Source organism: Pantoea sp. X-Soil-TKNS-1279 (assembly GCF_059730565.1).
Map to the genome: position 1 here is coordinate 2,254,392 of NZ_AP035948.1, position 16,834 is coordinate 2,271,225.

A 16,834-nucleotide genomic window follows, 5' to 3' on the forward strand; every position below is an offset into this window, starting at 1 on the left:
GCGCGATAAATCGCGCCGCTGCAAATCAGGCCATCGGATATACGTTATTAATCACGCCCCATCAGGATGCCATCCCCAGCCCGACAATGTTGGCCGCGATAATAATCACCACGCAGCCCAGTGACAACACGCGCACCGGACGTTGTCCTACGGCCTTCCACTCCTTCAGCACCAATCCGACCAAACCGCCACACAGCACATACAGGCTCATATGCAGCATCCAGCTGACAAAATCATACTGCGGCGGGATTTTGGCATGACCCCAGGCGTAGAAGAAAAATTGCAGATACCACATGGTACCGCCCAGCACCGCAAAAGCGATGTTGGCCAGCAACATCGGTTTGGCTACGGAGAAGTCAGCGCGAACGGAAAGTTCAGGTTTCACCGCCAGGCGGATAAAGCAGTACGCGAGGTTAACCAGCGCCCCGCCGCCCATAATCACAACATAACTGGGCAGCGCCACGTACAACGAATTGATACCCAGGCTGGCGGCTGCTTCGTGCATCGGTTTGGCCGCATCCATCGCAAAAGACATCCCGGCGGAGAAAATGCCGCATATTACCGCCAGCACCAGCCCCTTCTTCAGGTTAAACTCTTCCGCGTTAATCCCCAGCGCCCGCTCTTTTAACAATCCGGCACGGGAGACAATCGCCACGCCGATCAGCGCAACAAATACGCCCAATAGCGTCAGCCGACCACCTTCTGAGCTGAACAGTTCGACAAAACGCCCCTGTAACAACGGCGTCATCAGCGTGCCCACTACCAGCGTAATGCCAATGGCAATACCGATACCCATCGACATCCCCAGATAGCGCATGGTCAGACCGTAGTTGATGTTGCCGACACCCCACATGGCACCAAACAGAAACACCGGCAACAGCTGGGAGAAGCTAAAGCTACCGTAGTAGGCCCAGAAATTCGGCAGCAGCACCGCGCTCACGACCCAGGGCAGAATCAGCCACGACATCACGCCACCGACCGACCACATGGTTTCCCATGACCACTTTTTCACCTGTTTAAACGGAGCATAAAAACATGCAGCACTGGCGGCACCCACCAGATGCCAGAAGATACCTGCAATGATGGCACTGTTCATTGTTATTCCTTCGTAAGGTTGAGGCCAACAGGAAACCGGCGGTCTCCCGATTACCCGGCAGTCTACGGCGGGCAGCTTTTCCTCAGCCTTTGAATGACTGCCGGAGAGTGGGCGGAATTGGCAATATCCGGTGGGTTTTCAACATAAGGATCACAAAATCGCATTTGCAGGCAGGCACGTCAGAAAAAAAGATAACCTGTTTATTATTATCGATATTTTCTGGAAATGTTGTGTTGATCAGCACAGTTTTAACCTGACTGCCATGCGCATCGTTAACATGGCAATCACACAAAGCACGGATCGTGGCTTCCCCCGACTGCAATTAATCCGTATAACGTTGAGAAAAATCATCAGGACAAGGATTGGGATGAATACCAAGAGGTTGACGCTGTTGCTCTCACGTCCGGTGAGTCGCGTAATGCTGGATGATATCCGCGCCATTGTGCCGCCCGAGTCACTCAACATCTTTATTAACGGGCTGGAAGATATACACTATGCCCGTCTTGAGTGCGTGCAGAGCGAAGATAACTGCGCCCTGCTGGCCTCAGCGATTGTGGTGTGGCGGCAACTGGGTCATATTCACAGTATCCATTATCAGAAAGGTGAACATCTGCGTGAAATTGACGATGCCACGCAGTTCCAGCTGTTCAGTATGATGAAAACGCATCGCGCACTGGTTCAGCTTACCTGAACCCGCTTTCACTTTAGGATAATCATGAAAATCGGACTGCTTTTCCCCATCGCTATTATCATTGCCGGTGTCAGCTTTCTCGCCTGGTTTATCGCCAGTGGCGCGATGATGCCGGGGTCGTGACCTTTTTCAGACTTCGCCGTTATGCCAGCTAACCTGCTGAATACGCAGCATTTCGCCAGATATGCTGCGCTTGTCATCTGTTTCTTCCCTTCGCTGCCATCTGCCCCCTTACCCTGGCAATGACAAAAAGGTGCTACACCTTGATCTGCTTCACTCTGCATTTCACACAAATTTAACGAAACCGATCGCGGAGACCCTACAGATGACAACGCACCATCAACATTTCATCAATGGCGAGTTTGTTGCCAATCAGAACGACAAATGGATTGAAGTGATTAACCCGGCCACCGAAGCGCTGCTGTCACGCGTGCCAGAAGGCACCAGACAGATCGCCAGTCAGGCGATTGCTGCCGCAGAAGCGGCACAACCCGGCTGGGAAGCGTTACCGGCAATTGAGCGCGGTAACTGGCTGCGCAAAATCGCCAATGGTATTCGTCAGCACGAGGCAGAACTCACCGCGACTATCGTGGCCGAGGGCGGGAAAACTCAGGGACTGGCGCAAACCGAGGTGCTGTTCACCGCTGATTATCTCGACTATATGGCCGAGTGGGCACGCCGCTACGAGGGCGAAATCGTCAACAGCGACCGCCCGAACGAAAACATTTTCGTGTTTAAGAAAGCTATCGGCGTGACTACCGGCATTCTGCCGTGGAACTTCCCCTTCTTCCTGATTGCGCGTAAAGCGGCACCGGCGCTGGTCACCGGCAATACCATCGTGATTAAACCGAGTGAGCTGACACCGAATAACGCCGCCATTTTCGCCGAGATCCTGCATGATATCGGTCTGCCGGCTGGAGTGATCAACTTTGTTTACGGCTATGGGCCGGAGGTCGGTCAGGAGCTGGCAGCTAACCCGAAAGTGGGACTGGTCAGCCTCACCGGCAGCGTGAATGCCGGTATCGCCACCATGGAAGCGGCAGCGAAGAATGTGACCAAAGTGTCGCTGGAGTTGGGTGGCAAAGCCCCGGCGATTGTCATGGATGATGCCGACCTCGATCTGGCGGTAAAAGCCATTGTCAGTTCCCGCGTCATTAATACCGGACAAGTGTGTAACTGCGCTGAGCGCGTTTATGTGCAGGAAGGTATTTACGATCGCTTTATCAGCGCCCTGACGGATGCCTTTAAACAGGTGAAATTCGGCAATCCTGCCGAGCGTACCGATATTGATATGGGCCCCCTGATCACGGCGGCGGCGCTCGGTCGTGTCGAACAAAAAGTGGCGAAAGCCGTGGAGCAAGGCGGGAAAGTGATTCTCGGTGGAAAGCGTGTCGGAGAACAGGGCTTCTATTTTGAGCCGACCATCATCACTGACGTGCGTCAGGAGATGGAGATCATGCGCGAGGAGATCTTTGGTCCGGTGCTGCCGGTGATGACCTTTAAAACGCTGGATGAGGCGATTGGCCTGGCAAACGACTGCGAATATGGCCTGACTTCATCGATTTATACCCAAAATCTGAACACCGCGATGATTGCGCTGCGCCAGCTGAAATTCGGTGAAACCTACATTAACCGCGAGAATTTTGAAGCGATGCAGGGCTTCCATGCGGGCTGGCGGAAATCCGGGGTTGGCGGCGCGGATGGTCGCCACGGTCTGGAAGAGTATCTGCAAACCCATGTGGCCTATTTGCAGTTTGCATAAAAATAACCCGTCGCGGCACGACGTATCGCGCCGCGACGTAAGCTATTAACTCAGGCGTTGTTTACTACGGACCAGCGCAATGCCACTCAGCAATGCGACTGCCATCAGATAATAACTCGGTGCCAGACTGGTGCCGGTCGCGCTAATCAACAGGGTACAAATCAACGGTGCAAAACCGCCAAACACCGTGACCGCAATGTTATAGCTGATCGCCATGCCACTGGCACGGGTGCCAATCGGGAACAGATCGGCCATCACCGAAGGCACCGTCGAGAAGTAAACTGATTTCAGCAGTGCCATCCAGCCCACCAGCAACATCAGCGTCAGCGGCGTGGTGTGATTGACCACCAGGGTAAATGCCGGATAGATGGTCACCAGCAGCAGAATCAACGATCCCCACATCAGCGGCACCCGACCGACCTTCTCGGCCCACAGCCCCATCAGCGGCGTCACCACCGTCAGGATCACCCCAGCCAGCAAGGTAGCGCTGAACGCCGCCGAACCCGGCAGATGCAGCGTTTTGGTGGCATAGGTCGGCACATAATTGAGCATGTAGTTAACGGCGGTGGAGATCACCATCAAGCCAATCGCCAGCAGCATCAGCTCCTTCTGACGACCAAACAGACGCTTCAGCGGTGCCGCTTCCGGCTGCTGCTGCGCAAAGCTCGCCGGTTCATGTACATGACGACGGATGTAAATACCCAGCGGGCCAATCAGCAGGCCAAAGGCAAACGGAATACGCCAGCCCCAGTCCTGAATCTGGCTTTCGCTCAGAATCTGCGTCAGACCCAGGCCAAACGCCGATGCCATCAGGGTACTGGCCCCTTGCGTAGCAAACTGCCAGCTGGCGATAAAGGCTTTACGCTCCGGGAAGTGTTCCACCAGGAACGCGGTGGAGCTGCCGAATTCACCACCGGCGGAGAAGCCCTGAATCAGACGCGCCAACAGAATCAACACCGGAGCAGCCAGGCCAATTGAGGCATAACCCGGCATAAAGGTGATAATCGCCCCGCCGAGCATCATCAGGTTGATCGACAGCAGCAGCGCCTTTTTACGGCCATGACGATCGGCGTAGTTACCGAGCACAATCGCCCCCAGCGGGCGGATCAGGAATGAGACGCCAAAGCTGCCAAAGGTCAGCAGCAGCGATACCGAGGGATCGCTGGTCGGGAAAAAGGCATGGGCGATATAGCTGGCGAAGAAGCCATACACCGCAATGTCGAACCACTCCAGCGCATTGCCGATGCAGGTGGCGAACAGGGTTTTATGCAGATTGGGTTTAACCGCGCTGGTTGGTGCGCTGTGACTGATGCTACTCATTTGGCACCTCCGGCATGCGCCTGGTGACGGGCAATCAGGTCTGCGCCTTGCTCACCCAGATCCCACAACAGACGCGTCATGATTTGCAGCCCCTCACGGGCGATGGATTTCAACATATGTTCGTTAACGCCGTGCTGACCGCAGGCCGGATAGGAATGCGGCACCCACAGCGTCGGCAAGCCGAGGATGTCGGAGAACACTTCATTGGGCAGTGAACCGCCGAGATTCGGTAACAACGCCGGTTTTTTTCCGCTGGTTTGCGCCATGCTCTCCAGCACCCAGCTCACCAACGGATCGGTGGGGTCGAGACGGGTAGCTGGTGAGCCGCGCATAAACTCGACCTTCACCTGGTCAAAGCCGTGGTTTTGCAGATGCGCTTCAATGTGCTGTGCCAGATTTTCCCAATCTGTACCCACCACAAAACGTAACTGACACACGGCGGTCGCGCTGCCGGGAATGGCGTTCATAGGACGTGCCGGGTTGCCGGTGAGAAACGCCAGCACTTCCAGCGTGTTCCAGCCATACAGACGTTCGGTCGGTGTCAGGCCCGGCTCACCCCAGTTCACCTCGATCGCCGGATCGCCAGGCATGCCACCCACCTCGATATCGCTGAGGATGGCGCGCACGTCGTCGGTCAGAGAGGTCGGTTTCAGTGCTTCAACCTGCAACACGCCCTGGCCATTGACCAGCGTGGCGATGGCATTTGCCAGTTGTGTTCCCGGATTGGTCAGCAAGCCACCCCAGTTACCGGAGTGGTACGCATTGTCGCGTGCGTTGATGGTCAGGCGGAAATTGACGCAGCCGCGCGATCCGAGGAACAACGTCGGACGCACCGCATTCAGGCGCGGGCCATCGGAGGCGATAAACAAATCGGCCTTCAGCAGATCGCCGTATTGCTCGCACAGCTCCGCCAGACCCGGCGAGCTAATCTCTTCCCCCATTTCAAACAGCATTTTGCAGTTAAAACCGAGGCGTCCACCGCGTGCCTGAAACACCTGCTCCAGCGCGGCCAGATTGACGCAGTGCTGGCCTTTATTATCTGCGCTACCGCGACCATACCAGCGATCGCCCTCTTCTTTCAGTTGCCACGGCGATAACCCGTCACGCCAGTTTTCATCATCGCCAAACACCACATCGCCGTGACCGTAGCTCAACAGCGTTGGCAGCGCCGGATCTTCGATGCGCACCGCCACCAGAAACGGGCGATTTGTGGTGACGGGATTGTCGATAAAGTGCAGCGTGAAACCGAGCGCCACCAGTTGTGGGCCAATCTCCTTGTGCAAATAATCATGCAGCTGCTGGTCACGATCCGTACGCTGGCTTTCGGTGACCTGCGCCACCCGGCGCGTCAGCAATTGCTGGAATTCCCCGCTGTCAAAATAGTCGCTGGCCTGTTGTACGGCCTGTTGTGCTGTCATGTTTGCCTGTCTGTTGTTGGTTTTATCATCATCCTTATCTTTGCGGAAAGGCTGATTTGCCACAATTATCAATTTATCGAGTAAGATTTGCTTTGAAAGCAAAGCTTGGCTGCCCGATTTTGAGGCATGCACCACCAGGAAGCAGAAATATGCAAAGCAGTGAAATCCGATATTTTCTCGCCGTCGTCAATGCCGGATCGCTAAGTGCCGCCAGTGAACAACTGTTTGTGGCGGTATCCGCCATCAGCCGTCAGATTCAACGCCTTGAGGCACAGGTTGGCGTGCCGTTGTTTGAGCGCCACGCGCGCGGCATGGTACTGACCGAAGCGGGCGAAATTTTTGCGCATCAGGTACGTAAAAATATGCTGGAGATGGAGTATGCGCTGGCGGAGATTAAGGGCTTAACGGCGGTACGCCGCACACAGATCCGCGTTGCCTGTACCGATGGCATGGCCTTCACCCTGTTGCCGCGCTTGTTTGCCGATTTTCGCCTCAGCAATCCCGGTGTGCTGTTCAGCCTGAAAGTTGGCAGCACTCAGGGGGTAGCCGAGTGGGTGCGCAACGGCGAATGTGATCTGGCGTTGCAGTTTAGTCTGCATGCCGAACGCGGTGTCGAGGTGATTGGTTCCTGGCCCGCGCCGGTATTGCTGGTCATGCATCACAGTCATCCACTGGCCCACGCCAATCAGGTCTCGCTGGCGGATCTCAGCCAGTACCCGCTGGCACTGCCAGAGCAAAACACCACGGTGCGCCAACTGTTCGACCTCTCCTGCCATATGAGCGGGAACGTGGTAGAACCGGTGCTGACCTGCGATAACTTCTCCACCCTCTATCACTTCCTGCTGCGCACTCCGCTGGCCGTGACCATCAGCAGCCCGTTTACCGTGTTGTATGAAGCGGAAACGCACGGGTTGATCCTGCGTTCGGTCGGGATCGACCAGTTAAATCAACGCACCCTGCAACTCCAGACGCAATCAGGGCGGCCCCGTAGTGCCGCCCTGAATCTGTTGCTGGACTTTCTCCATCAGCAGCTCAACGCGCTGGAGGAACCCCTGCGCCAGCGCTGGAAGCCCTGAGATTTACTGCTGGATATCCACCGGATAGAGGATGTGTTTGCCAAACGGGTCCACCTGATAACCGGTAACCGATTTGCGTACCGGTTCGAAAATGGTCGAGTGGGCAATCATCACCGCAGGCATCTGGTCATGCATGATTTGCTGTGCCTCCAGGTACAGCGCAATGCGTTTGTTGTGATCCTGTTCGGCACGCGCCTCAGTGATGATTTTATCAAACGGTGCATAGCACCACTTCGCCGAATTCGAACCGTCCTTCGCCGAGGTGCAGCTATACAGCGGGCCGAAGAAGTTATCCGGATCGCCGGTAGCGGTGGTCCAGCCCATCAGCGCCGCCTGGTGCTCGCCATTGCGGATACGTTTGAGATATTCGCCCCACTCATAGCTGACGATATTGGCTTTGATACCCACTTTCGCCCAATCAGCCTGAATCATCTCAGCCATTCGTCGCGCATTGGGATTGTAAGGCCGCTGGACCGGCATCGCCCACAGCGAGATCTCGGTGCCCGGTTTGATGCCCGCTTCCTGTAGCAAGGCTTTCGCCTTCTCAGGATCGTAGTCGTAATCTTTCAGATTGTTATCCGCACTCCAGACGCCGGGCGGAAGAATGTTTTTTGCCACCGTACCGGTACCCTGGAATACCGCATCGATAATCGCCTGTTTGTTGATCGCCATCGCCAGCGCCTGGCGCACTTTCACGTTATCCAGCGGTGCTTTGGTGGTATTGAAGGAGAGGAAGCCGGTATTTAAACCGGACTTTTGCATCAGGGTCAGGTCAGGATTTTTGCGCATTTTGTCGAGATCAGCCGGATTGGGGAATGGCATGATCTGACACTCGTTTTTCTCCAGTTTGGCGTAACGCACTGACGCATCCGGCGTGATTGAGAATACGATGCGATCCAGCTTCGCCTTGCCCTGCCAGTATTCCGGGAAGGCTTTGTAGAGAATGCGGGAGTCTTTCTGATACTGCACCAGCTCAAACGGGCCAGTGCCAATCGGTTCCATATCCACCTTTTCCGGTGTCCCGGCTTTCAGCATCTGGTCGGCATATTCCGCCGAATGGATGGAGGCAAAATACCACGCCAGATCGGCGAGGAAAGGCGCTTCAGCATGCGCCAGCGTGAAACGGACCGTGTGGTCATCAACCCGATCGATTTTCTTAATCAGCGTGGAGAACTCCAGGCTGTTGAAGTTGGAATATACCCCGCCGGAAACGTTATGGTACGGATTGTTCGGGTCCATCTGCCGCATAAACGAGAAGATGACGTCATCAGCGTTAAAATCTCGCGTTGGCTTGAAGAATTTGTTGCTGTGGAACTTCACGCCCTGGCGCAGGTGGAAGGTATAGACCGTGCCGTCCGGGCTGATATCCCAGCTTTGCGCCAGGCTCGGCACCAGCTCGGTGGTGCCTGGCGTGAAATCGACTAACCGGTTAAACACCGGCACCGCACTGGCATCGACGCTGGTACCTGCCGTGTAAAGCTGTGGGTTGAAGTTTTCTGGTGAGCCTTCTGAACAATAAACCAGGGTTTTGGCTGAAACGCTGCTGACGATCGCCAGACCCAGCGCGGTGAGCGCCAATTTTGCCATCATTTTTTTCATCTTGTTTCTCGCTTTTTATTGACTTCCATGAGCCAGCATCGGTATATCAGTCGTTCATCTAATTAATAATTAACATGATTTAGTCGCGCTGCGAACCCTCAAACACGCAATGAGACTGATAAGGAATTGTGATGACAGACCAACTCGCCCGCCAATTGACTCAGCGCTTCTATCGTTACCTGGCGGTTTCCAGCCAGAGCGATGCCAAATCCACCACATTGCCGAGCACCGCATCACAACACGCCATGGCCGAGCTGTTGGCCGCAGAACTGCGCGAGTTGGGGCTGGAAGACATCATCATAGATGAGCATGCCACGGTGACGGCGCTGAAGCGCGGCAATCGTCCCGATGCACCGCGTATCGGTTTTATTACCCATATCGATACCGTCGATGTTGGGTTATCACCAGACATCCATCCACAAACCTTAACTTTTCAGGGGGAAGATCTGTGTCTGAACGTTCAGCAGGATATCTGGCTGCGCGTGGCGGAACATCCTGAGATTGCCCCTTACCTCGGTCAGGAGATTATCTTTAGCGACGGCACCAGCGTACTCGGCGCCGATAACAAAGCGGCGGTCACGGTGGTGATGACATTGCTCGAGAACCTGCACGACGACCACGGTGATATCCGGGTCGCGTTTGTGCCGGATGAGGAGATTGGCTTGCGGGGAGCCAAAGCGCTCGATCTGGAGCAACGTTTTAACGTCGATTTCGCCTGGACTATCGATTGCTGCGAATTGGGTGAGGTGGTTTTCGAAAACTTTAACGCTGCCGCTGCCGAGATTGTGTTTACCGGCGTGGCGGCACATCCGATGTCTGGCAAAGGCGTACTGGTCAATCCGCTGCTGATGGCGCATGACTTTATTGACCATTTTGATCGTCTGGCGACACCGGAGCATACCGAAGGCCGCGAGGGATATATCTGGTTTAACGATATGCAGGCCAACGCCAGCCGCGCGGTGCTGAAAGCCTCCATCCGCGATTTCGACCTTAAGGGTTTTGATGCGAAGAAACAGCAGTTGGTGGAGGTAACGGATGAGATTGCCGCCCGCTATCCCACCGGTACGGTATCCCTGAGTATCAATGATACCTACAGCAATATCAGCAATGCGATTGGTGAAGACCGCCGCGCGATTGATTTGATTTTTAGCGCGCTGGCGCAATTGGGCATTGAACCGAAGGTGATCCCGATGCGTGGGGGTACGGATGGTGCCGCATTGTCAGCCCGTGGATTGCTGACGCCGAATTTCTTTACCGGCGCGCACAACTTCCATTCTCGCTTTGAGTTTTTGCCGGTGCCGTCGTTTGTGAAGTCATATCAGGTGGCGGAAGCGTTGTGTTATTTAGCGGCTAAATAACGCAAAACATTGCGCGATAAACCGCGCCGCTACGAAATGGTACAGGGTCGTAGCGGCGCGATTCATCGCGCGGTTTTAAACTTTATTTCGCGGCGCTAACGTCGATGCCAGGGAAGAACTTGGCGGCCAGCTTGGTAACCGTGCCGTCAGCCTGCACCTTGGTGATGGCTGCATCCAGCTCCTGCTTCAGTTTGGCATCACCCTTACGCAGGCCAAAACCGATGCCTGAACCCAGGATGGTGTCGTCTTCCACCGGTTTACCGGCAAACGCAAAACCTTTGCCCTGCGGCTTATCGAGGAAGCCTGACTGGCCTGCGGCTGACATCACCAGCGTGCCATCCAGACGACCGGCGACCATGTCGTTATAAACCTGGTTCTGATCCTGGTAAGAGGTGACGGTAACGCCCTGTGATTCCCAGTGCTTCTTGGCATAGGTTTCCTGAATGGAACCCTGCAACACGCCGATGTTTTTCCCTTTCAGTGACTCCGCGGTCGGCAGCAGGCCCTGGCCCTCTTTTGCCACCAGCATGGTCGGGATACGGTAGATCGGTTTGGTGAAATCGATGCTTTTCGCGCGTGCTTCGGTGATGTTCATTGCCGAGTTGATGGCGTCAAACTTCTTCGCCTGCAACGCCGGAATCAGCGCGTCAAAGCTGCTTTCTACCCAGCTACATTTGAAGTTGCCGGTCTGGCAAATGGCTTTACCCAGCTCGATATCGAAACCTTCCAGCTCGCCCTGTGCATTACGGCTTTCAAACGGCGGATATTGTGATTCCAGGCCGTAGCGTAATGTTTCCTGCGCCAACGCATGAGCAGAGGTCAGCATACCCAGCGCGATAAAAAGTGCGTTTAATTTTTTCATTGTTATACCCTTGAGTTACCCTTTGACCCGGCAGAGCGCTTCTGCACCGGCCTGTAATGTCGCATCGTCTTTGGCAAACGACAAACGGATTAATTTATTGTCTGTGCCGTCCATATAAAACGCCGACAACGGAATGGTTGCCACACCGTGTTCGACGATGAGACGTTTTACCATTTCACTGTCGCTCTCGTCACTGAAATGTCCATAACTGGCTAAAACAAAGAAGGAACCGGCGCACGGCAGCAGCTTAAACGGCGAATCCTTCATCAGCGACATCAGACGATCGCGTTTCTGCTGATAGAACGGTGACAGCTGCAAATAGTTTTCCGGCCGTTGCAGGTAATGGGCGAAACCAACCTGCATCGGCGTATCAGCGGCGTACATCATAAACTGATGCACTTTGACGATTTCGGTCATCAGCGCGGCCGGTGCCAACGCATAGCCAACGCGCCAGCCGGTAACGTGGAAGGTTTTGCCAAATGATGAGACGATAACGCTGCGCTGCGCCAGCTCCGGGTGTGTCGCCATGCCGCAATGGGGACGTCCATCAAACACGATGTGTTCATAGACTTCATCCGACAGCACCACGATATCGGTATTACGCGTCAGTTGAGCCAGTTGATCCAGATCCGCTGGAGTTAACACCTGCGCACTCGGGTTGTGCGGCGTGTTGATGATGATCATCCGGGTACGCGGCGTAATAGTGGCGCGCAGTTCGTCCCAGTTGATGGCAAAATCCGGCACCTGCAATTTCAGGCCGATCGGCTTACCGCCCTGTAAACGCACCACGGGTGCATAGCTGTCGAATGCCGGTTCGAAGAAAATTACTTCATCGCCCGGATGCACCAGCGCGGAGATCGCCATGTAGATACCCTGGCTGGCGCTGCCGGTGATCAGCACTTCGCTGCCCACATCATATTGCTGGCCGTACAGGGTGTGTACTTTCTGCGCCAGCGCTTCTTTCAACGCTGGCAAACCGGTAAGCGGCGCATACTGGTTATGTCCTTCGCGCATCGCGTTGCTGACCAGTTCAACCAGTTGCGGATCGCACGGGAAGTTAGGCGCGCCCTGGGACAGGTTGATGGCTTTGTGTTGTGCCGAAAGCTGCCCAATCACGCTGAAAATGGTGGTGCCAACATCGGGTAATTTTGAAGAAGTCTGAACACTGGATTGGATGGACATGGTAACTCCGCCTAAAGGATTGCATAACCACGTAAGGAAATCAGATTTCTATTCAACGGTCTGTCACTTGAGTCGACAAGCGAATTGTTGTCATAATAGCCATGACTTTTAATCATAGCTGAGGCTGTTATGTCCCGCTCCGCTCTGCCGCTCAACGCCATTCACGCCTTTCTGGTTACGGCACGTCACCTCAATCTGACGCGTGCCGCCGACGAGTTATGCATCACCCAGGGCGCGGTGAGCCGCAAAATTGCATCCCTGGAGAGCTGGCTGGGCTTTGCGTTATTCGAGCGCCATGCGCGAGGCTTGCACCTGACATCGCAAGGCGCAGCCCTGCTGCCGGAGTTACAGCAAGGTTTTGCGATGCTGGTGAATGCGACAGAGAAAGCCAGCCGCAGCAATGTGGCGATTCGGCTGAAAGCCCCAACCTGCGCGATGCGCTGGCTGGTGCCGCGCCTCGTAGCGCTGGAGCAGGAACGGCCGGAGATCCATGTGGCGCTCACCACCACCCTCGACCATGCCTCGCAACTGGATAATTTTGATGCGGCAATCGTCTATGGCAGTGCGCCGGCGGAGGCCATCCACTTGTTTGATGAGCGCCTGACACCGGTGCTCGCCAGCAGCGTGACGCCACCCGCTAACGTGGCCGGGTTAGCGCGTTTTACCTTTCTGCACCCCACTAATGACACGCGTGACTGGCAGTTGTGGTTGAATGCGCAGCAGGTCAGCGTCCCTATGGCACGTAATCAACACTTTGCCACTATGGATTTGGCTATCAGCGCGGCGATTCAGGGATTTGGCGTAACGGTGGCGGATATGTCATTGGTCCAGAACGATCTGGCGAATGGCCGACTGATCGCCCCGTTTGACCACTGCGTCACTACCGGGGCGAGTTACAGCTTGCTCCATCGTGCAGAGCGGGATGCGCCACCGTTCCTTGAGGAACTGGTGGCGTGGCTTTGTCAGCCTCAGAAAGAAACCCACTCGTCTGCGCTGGCCGATTTAGGCTGAGTGGCAGACGGTGCGCTTAACGTCGGGCGACGTAACGGTGCCGCAGGTGGCGTGGCAGAGGCGATAGCCGCCGTCGCGGGTGCGAGACGGAATTTGGCGACCGATGCCTGAAGTTCTTCCGTCTGACGCTCCAGGGCGCTGGCCGCCGCCGACACCTCTTCCACCAACGAAGCATTCTGCTGGGTGACGCTGTCCATCTCCGTCACCGCCGTGCCCACCTGGGAAATGCCTTTGCTTTGTTCTTCTGACGCCGAGGCGATGTGCTTCATGATCTCATTCACATCTTGCACCGACTTCAGAATGTCGTTCATGGTATGACCGGCGCTGTTCACCAGATCCGAGCCTTTTTCGACACGCTGCACCGAATCTTCAATCAGGGTCGCAATCTCCTTCGCAGCGTTGGCGCTGCGTTGTGCGAGGTTACGCACTTCACTTGCCACCACCGCGAAGCCGCGGCCCTGTTCACCGGCACGCGCCGCTTCTACCGCGGCGTTGAGCGCCAGGATATTGGTCTGGAAAGCGATGCTGTTGATGACGTTAGTGATTTCGGCGATTTTCTTCGAACTGCCGGAGATGCCAGCCATTGTGGTGACCACTTCACCCACCAGACGGCCACCCTGTTGTGCGGTGCCGGTGGCGGTTTCCGCCAGTGAACTGGCCTGGCGCGCGTTATCGGCGTTGAATTTCACCGTGGCGGTTAACTGTTCCATGCTGGCCGCCGTCTGCTCCAGGGCTGAAGCCTGTTCCTCGGTACGCGAGGAGAGATCGTTGTTACCTGCCGAGATTTCTGCCGCGCCGCGATAGATATTTTCTGTCCCGCTGCGAATCGCGCTGACCGCTTCACGCAGGCTGTCCTGCATCGCCCGCAATAACGGCACCAGTTTACCGACACAGTTACGACCAAACTCCTGCACCGGCTGGCTGAGATCGCCCTGCGCGATAATCGCAAAGTGATCGCGGATGCGATCCAACGGTTTCACCAGCATGGCAACCAGGTAGCGGTCAGTAAACAGCAGAATCAGCAGTCCCAGCACCACCGCTGACAGAATGATCACCTTGGTGACATTGGTCAGTTTGTCCACGGTGACGCGCGTGTCATCCAGCTTGATGCCTGCCGCCTGATTGAAACTCTCGGCGCTGGCACCAAAGGCACGGCTCAGGGCCGGGGTCACTTTATTGGCCTGGGCGCGGTAAGCGTCCAGCGTCCCTTGCTGGGCCAGTGAAACCTGCGGGGCAATCCCCTCATCCAACAACTTTTGCCAGTTGGCAATCACGCTATTGGCGGTGTCGGCATCCATCGGACCGGGTGCCATCGCTTTGAATTGTTCGAGCTGCTGCTTCATGCTGTCCAGCGCCTGCTGGACCGTAGCAAACGCATCAGCAGGCAACTCGGTGCCCGCCGCACGCATTTCCATCACGCGAGAAAGACGCGTCACCACCCGGAAATATTGATCATTACCTTTACTGAGCACCGTCATCTGATTCACCAGTTGACGATCCACTTCGTTACCCTCACCCAGAGCATTGAGAGAATGGACGCTAAATAAACCGACGGCACACCATAACAGGCAAAACAGCCCGAGAATGGTCAGCATAACGGCGCGAATAGTAAAATTTTTTAAGATACCCATACGAAATCCCTTGATGTGAACCGCAATGGAGGCCCGATAAAATCGGGCATATTGCGTTTATCGGCAGTAGATTCAGAAAATGTACCGCTTTCGTAAGCTAATAAATTGCTGGTTCGCTCGGGCAGAGGAAAAGATTGTATGAATGAAATCAGAGAGATGCAGGGAAATTTGTTTTAAAAAAAGGTTTGCGAAATTTAACCATTAGCCAGTGAACTAAAGTTTCACCATGCTGCGCATCATCAGGCGGAACAGACGCAGCCGCCCGCGCATAAACCGGTGCTGCAAACTGAACGGTTTTTCCGCATCACGGCCAACCATCAGGGTGACATCGTTATCTGAACGCCACACCGGCCAGTCAATCTCACTGCGCAACTGGTAACTGAATTCGCTGGCATCGCGGGCAAAGGTGATCCACAGGGCGCTGAGGCGCGTCGCAACAGCATAATCAGCGGCGGTGTAACTGCGGCCCTCCGCTGGCGTCTGCGTATCTAAGGTATTAAACACATAGGGGACTTCATTACCGTGCCAGGCACCGTGGGGATAGAGGTCGTGCGACTGTTCAGAAACGTAATCGAACCAGTAACGCCAACCAGACATACCAATATTGTGTTGTGCCTGCACGACCAATAATGGCAGCACGGAAAAGGCCATATCACGGGCCACGGCGCGCCCGAGCAGGGCATCATCGTGGATATCATATAACCATTTAATCAACTGATAACTCAGGCGATTTTTTTGGCGTAGCTGTTGCAGAACCTGGGTCGCATCCACACCAAAAAAATCGAGAACGCTGGCTTCATCGCTGTTGCTGCCGATCATCAAGGGAACCCGATGCTGCCTACCAGCCATAAAGGTCGCCAACATCGGTTGTGGCAGGACGATATCGCCGCTGATCGGCACCGGACCAAGCGCCAGCGGGCGTTGCAGCGGCCAGAATCCATCCGCCGGTAACGCACGGAGATCGCTGGCGCTGGCATTCGCAGCCAGTCCAAAATGGGCCGCCACCTGTTGACCCACCTGCTGCGCTTGCACGCGCGGCGTATCTGGCAGGCTGTAGGCGCTCTGTACTATGCCCTTATGAAATAACCCCTCCGCCAATGGCGAGCAGCACAAGGACAGCACGCTACGCGCGCCTGAAGATTCGCCAAACAGCGTGATATTGCGGCGATCGCCGCCAAACGCCGGGATATTACGTTGCACCCATTGCAGCGCCGCGATTTGATCAAGCAGGGCGAAATTATTCACCACGCTGTCGGCGGGATACTCTGCATCCAGCGCCGGATGGGCAAAAAAGCCGAAATGGCCGAGGCGATAGTTGAGCGTCACCACCACCGCGCCCTGCGCTGCCAGCGCCTTGCCGCGATAAGGATCCAGGCTGCCTGCGCCGATGCTGAATCCACCGCCGTGCAGCCACACCATCACCGGGAGCGGGCGCGCGGGTTCAATATCTGGCGTCCAGACATTAAGGTAGAGACAATCTTCGCTGAAATGACCCGGGTCACCACCACCGGCAAGCAGACAATAGTCCCGATTTTGCCAGCTGGCCGGCCCCCATGCCGTGGCGTCACGTTCACCCTGCCAGGGTTGCAGCGCCTGCGGCGGCCGCCAGCGCAACGCGCCAACCGGGGGCGCGGCATAGGGTATACCTTTGAAGACAAACAGCTCATCATCCATTGAGCCTCTGAGTTCTCCTTCCGCAGTCAAGATCCTCAGACGTCGTTGGTTTTTCATTTCGGCTTCCCTGATCATCATTTCTCCATTATTTGCAGGACCGGGGCGAATGTCCATGTCGCTCAGGAATTTGCAGATTAAGCTGAATCATCACGCG

General features: G+C 55.5%; 14 protein-coding genes. 6 read left to right on the forward strand and 8 right to left on the reverse strand.

Annotated elements, in window-relative coordinates:
• Window positions 1-61: 61 nt before the first annotated feature.
• Window positions 62-1,096 (reverse strand): L-rhamnose/proton symporter RhaT, encoded by a 1,035-nt coding sequence (rhaT, locus tag AC6I8N_RS10685; RefSeq protein ID WP_497829025.1) that lies wholly within the window; start codon window positions 1,094-1,096, stop codon window positions 62-64.
• A 367-nt stretch (window positions 1,097-1,463) separates the two neighbouring features.
• On the opposite strand from rhaT, the gene AC6I8N_RS10690 reads away from it, so the two are divergent.
• From AC6I8N_RS10690 to aldA, 3 genes are all read left to right on the forward strand, one after another.
• On the forward strand, window positions 1,464-1,787 hold the full coding sequence (locus AC6I8N_RS10690) for a hypothetical protein (protein WP_021183177.1): 324 nt from the start codon (window positions 1,464-1,466) through the stop codon (window positions 1,785-1,787).
• Window positions 1,788-1,811: 24 nt separating this feature from the next.
• Window positions 1,812-1,910, forward strand: coding sequence for a YoaK family small membrane protein (locus AC6I8N_RS10695; RefSeq protein ID WP_150105782.1), 99 nt, complete (start codon window positions 1,812-1,814; stop codon window positions 1,908-1,910).
• A 202-nt stretch (window positions 1,911-2,112) separates the two neighbouring features.
• Window positions 2,113-3,549 (forward strand): aldehyde dehydrogenase, encoded by a 1,437-nt coding sequence (aldA, locus tag AC6I8N_RS10700; protein ID WP_497829026.1) that lies wholly within the window; start codon window positions 2,113-2,115, stop codon window positions 3,547-3,549.
• 45 nt (window positions 3,550-3,594) lie between these two features.
• Here aldA and AC6I8N_RS10705 read toward each other — a convergent pair whose 3' ends face one another.
• Window positions 3,595-4,869 (reverse strand): MFS transporter, encoded by a 1,275-nt coding sequence (locus AC6I8N_RS10705; RefSeq protein ID WP_021183175.1) that lies wholly within the window; start codon window positions 4,867-4,869, stop codon window positions 3,595-3,597.
• Window positions 4,866-6,287, reverse strand: coding sequence for a M20 family metallopeptidase (locus AC6I8N_RS10710; protein ID WP_497829027.1), 1,422 nt, complete (start codon window positions 6,285-6,287; stop codon window positions 4,866-4,868). Before AC6I8N_RS10710 ends, AC6I8N_RS10705 begins: the two co-directional genes overlap by 4 nt.
• A gap of 149 nt (window positions 6,288-6,436) precedes the next feature.
• Here AC6I8N_RS10710 and AC6I8N_RS10715 point away from each other — a divergent pair, with 149 nt between their 5' ends.
• On the forward strand, window positions 6,437-7,363 hold the full coding sequence (locus tag AC6I8N_RS10715) for a LysR family transcriptional regulator (RefSeq protein WP_021183173.1): 927 nt from the start codon (window positions 6,437-6,439) through the stop codon (window positions 7,361-7,363).
• 3 nt (window positions 7,364-7,366) lie between these two features.
• Here the strand turns inward: AC6I8N_RS10715 and AC6I8N_RS10720 are convergent, their stop codons facing one another.
• Complete coding sequence (locus tag AC6I8N_RS10720; RefSeq protein ID WP_497829028.1) at window positions 7,367-8,962, reverse strand: ABC transporter substrate-binding protein; 1,596 nt, start codon at window positions 8,960-8,962, stop codon at window positions 7,367-7,369.
• A gap of 131 nt (window positions 8,963-9,093) precedes the next feature.
• Here AC6I8N_RS10720 and pepT point away from each other — a divergent pair, with 131 nt between their 5' ends.
• Window positions 9,094-10,320: a peptidase T gene (gene pepT, locus AC6I8N_RS10725; RefSeq protein ID WP_497829029.1), complete on the forward strand. Its 1,227-nt coding sequence runs from the start codon at window positions 9,094-9,096 to the stop codon at window positions 10,318-10,320.
• A gap of 82 nt (window positions 10,321-10,402) precedes the next feature.
• Here the strand turns inward: pepT and AC6I8N_RS10730 are convergent, their stop codons facing one another.
• Window positions 10,403-11,182 carry a transporter substrate-binding domain-containing protein gene (locus AC6I8N_RS10730; RefSeq protein WP_480371114.1) on the reverse strand — a complete coding sequence of 260 codons (780 nt, stop codon included), beginning with the start codon at window positions 11,180-11,182 and terminating at the stop codon, window positions 10,403-10,405.
• A gap of 15 nt (window positions 11,183-11,197) precedes the next feature.
• Window positions 11,198-12,364, reverse strand: coding sequence for a methionine aminotransferase (locus AC6I8N_RS10735; protein WP_021183169.1), 1,167 nt, complete (start codon window positions 12,362-12,364; stop codon window positions 11,198-11,200).
• 129 nt (window positions 12,365-12,493) lie between these two features.
• On the opposite strand from AC6I8N_RS10735, the gene AC6I8N_RS10740 reads away from it, so the two are divergent.
• Window positions 12,494-13,375, forward strand: a complete 882-nt coding sequence (locus AC6I8N_RS10740; RefSeq protein ID WP_497829030.1) for a LysR substrate-binding domain-containing protein — start codon at window positions 12,494-12,496, stop codon at window positions 13,373-13,375.
• On the opposite strand, the gene AC6I8N_RS10745 is transcribed toward AC6I8N_RS10740, so the two are convergent.
• Both AC6I8N_RS10745 and AC6I8N_RS10750 read right to left on the reverse strand, forming a co-directional pair.
• Window positions 13,333-15,006 carry a methyl-accepting chemotaxis protein gene (locus AC6I8N_RS10745; RefSeq protein ID WP_497829031.1) on the reverse strand — a complete coding sequence of 558 codons (1,674 nt, stop codon included), beginning with the start codon at window positions 15,004-15,006 and terminating at the stop codon, window positions 13,333-13,335. The two genes, AC6I8N_RS10740 and AC6I8N_RS10745, sit on opposite strands and share 43 nt — an antisense overlap.
• 213 nt (window positions 15,007-15,219) lie before the next feature.
• Window positions 15,220-16,737, reverse strand: a complete 1,518-nt coding sequence (locus tag AC6I8N_RS10750) for a carboxylesterase/lipase family protein (RefSeq protein ID WP_497829032.1) — start codon at window positions 16,735-16,737, stop codon at window positions 15,220-15,222.
• Window positions 16,738-16,834 lie beyond the last annotated feature (97 nt).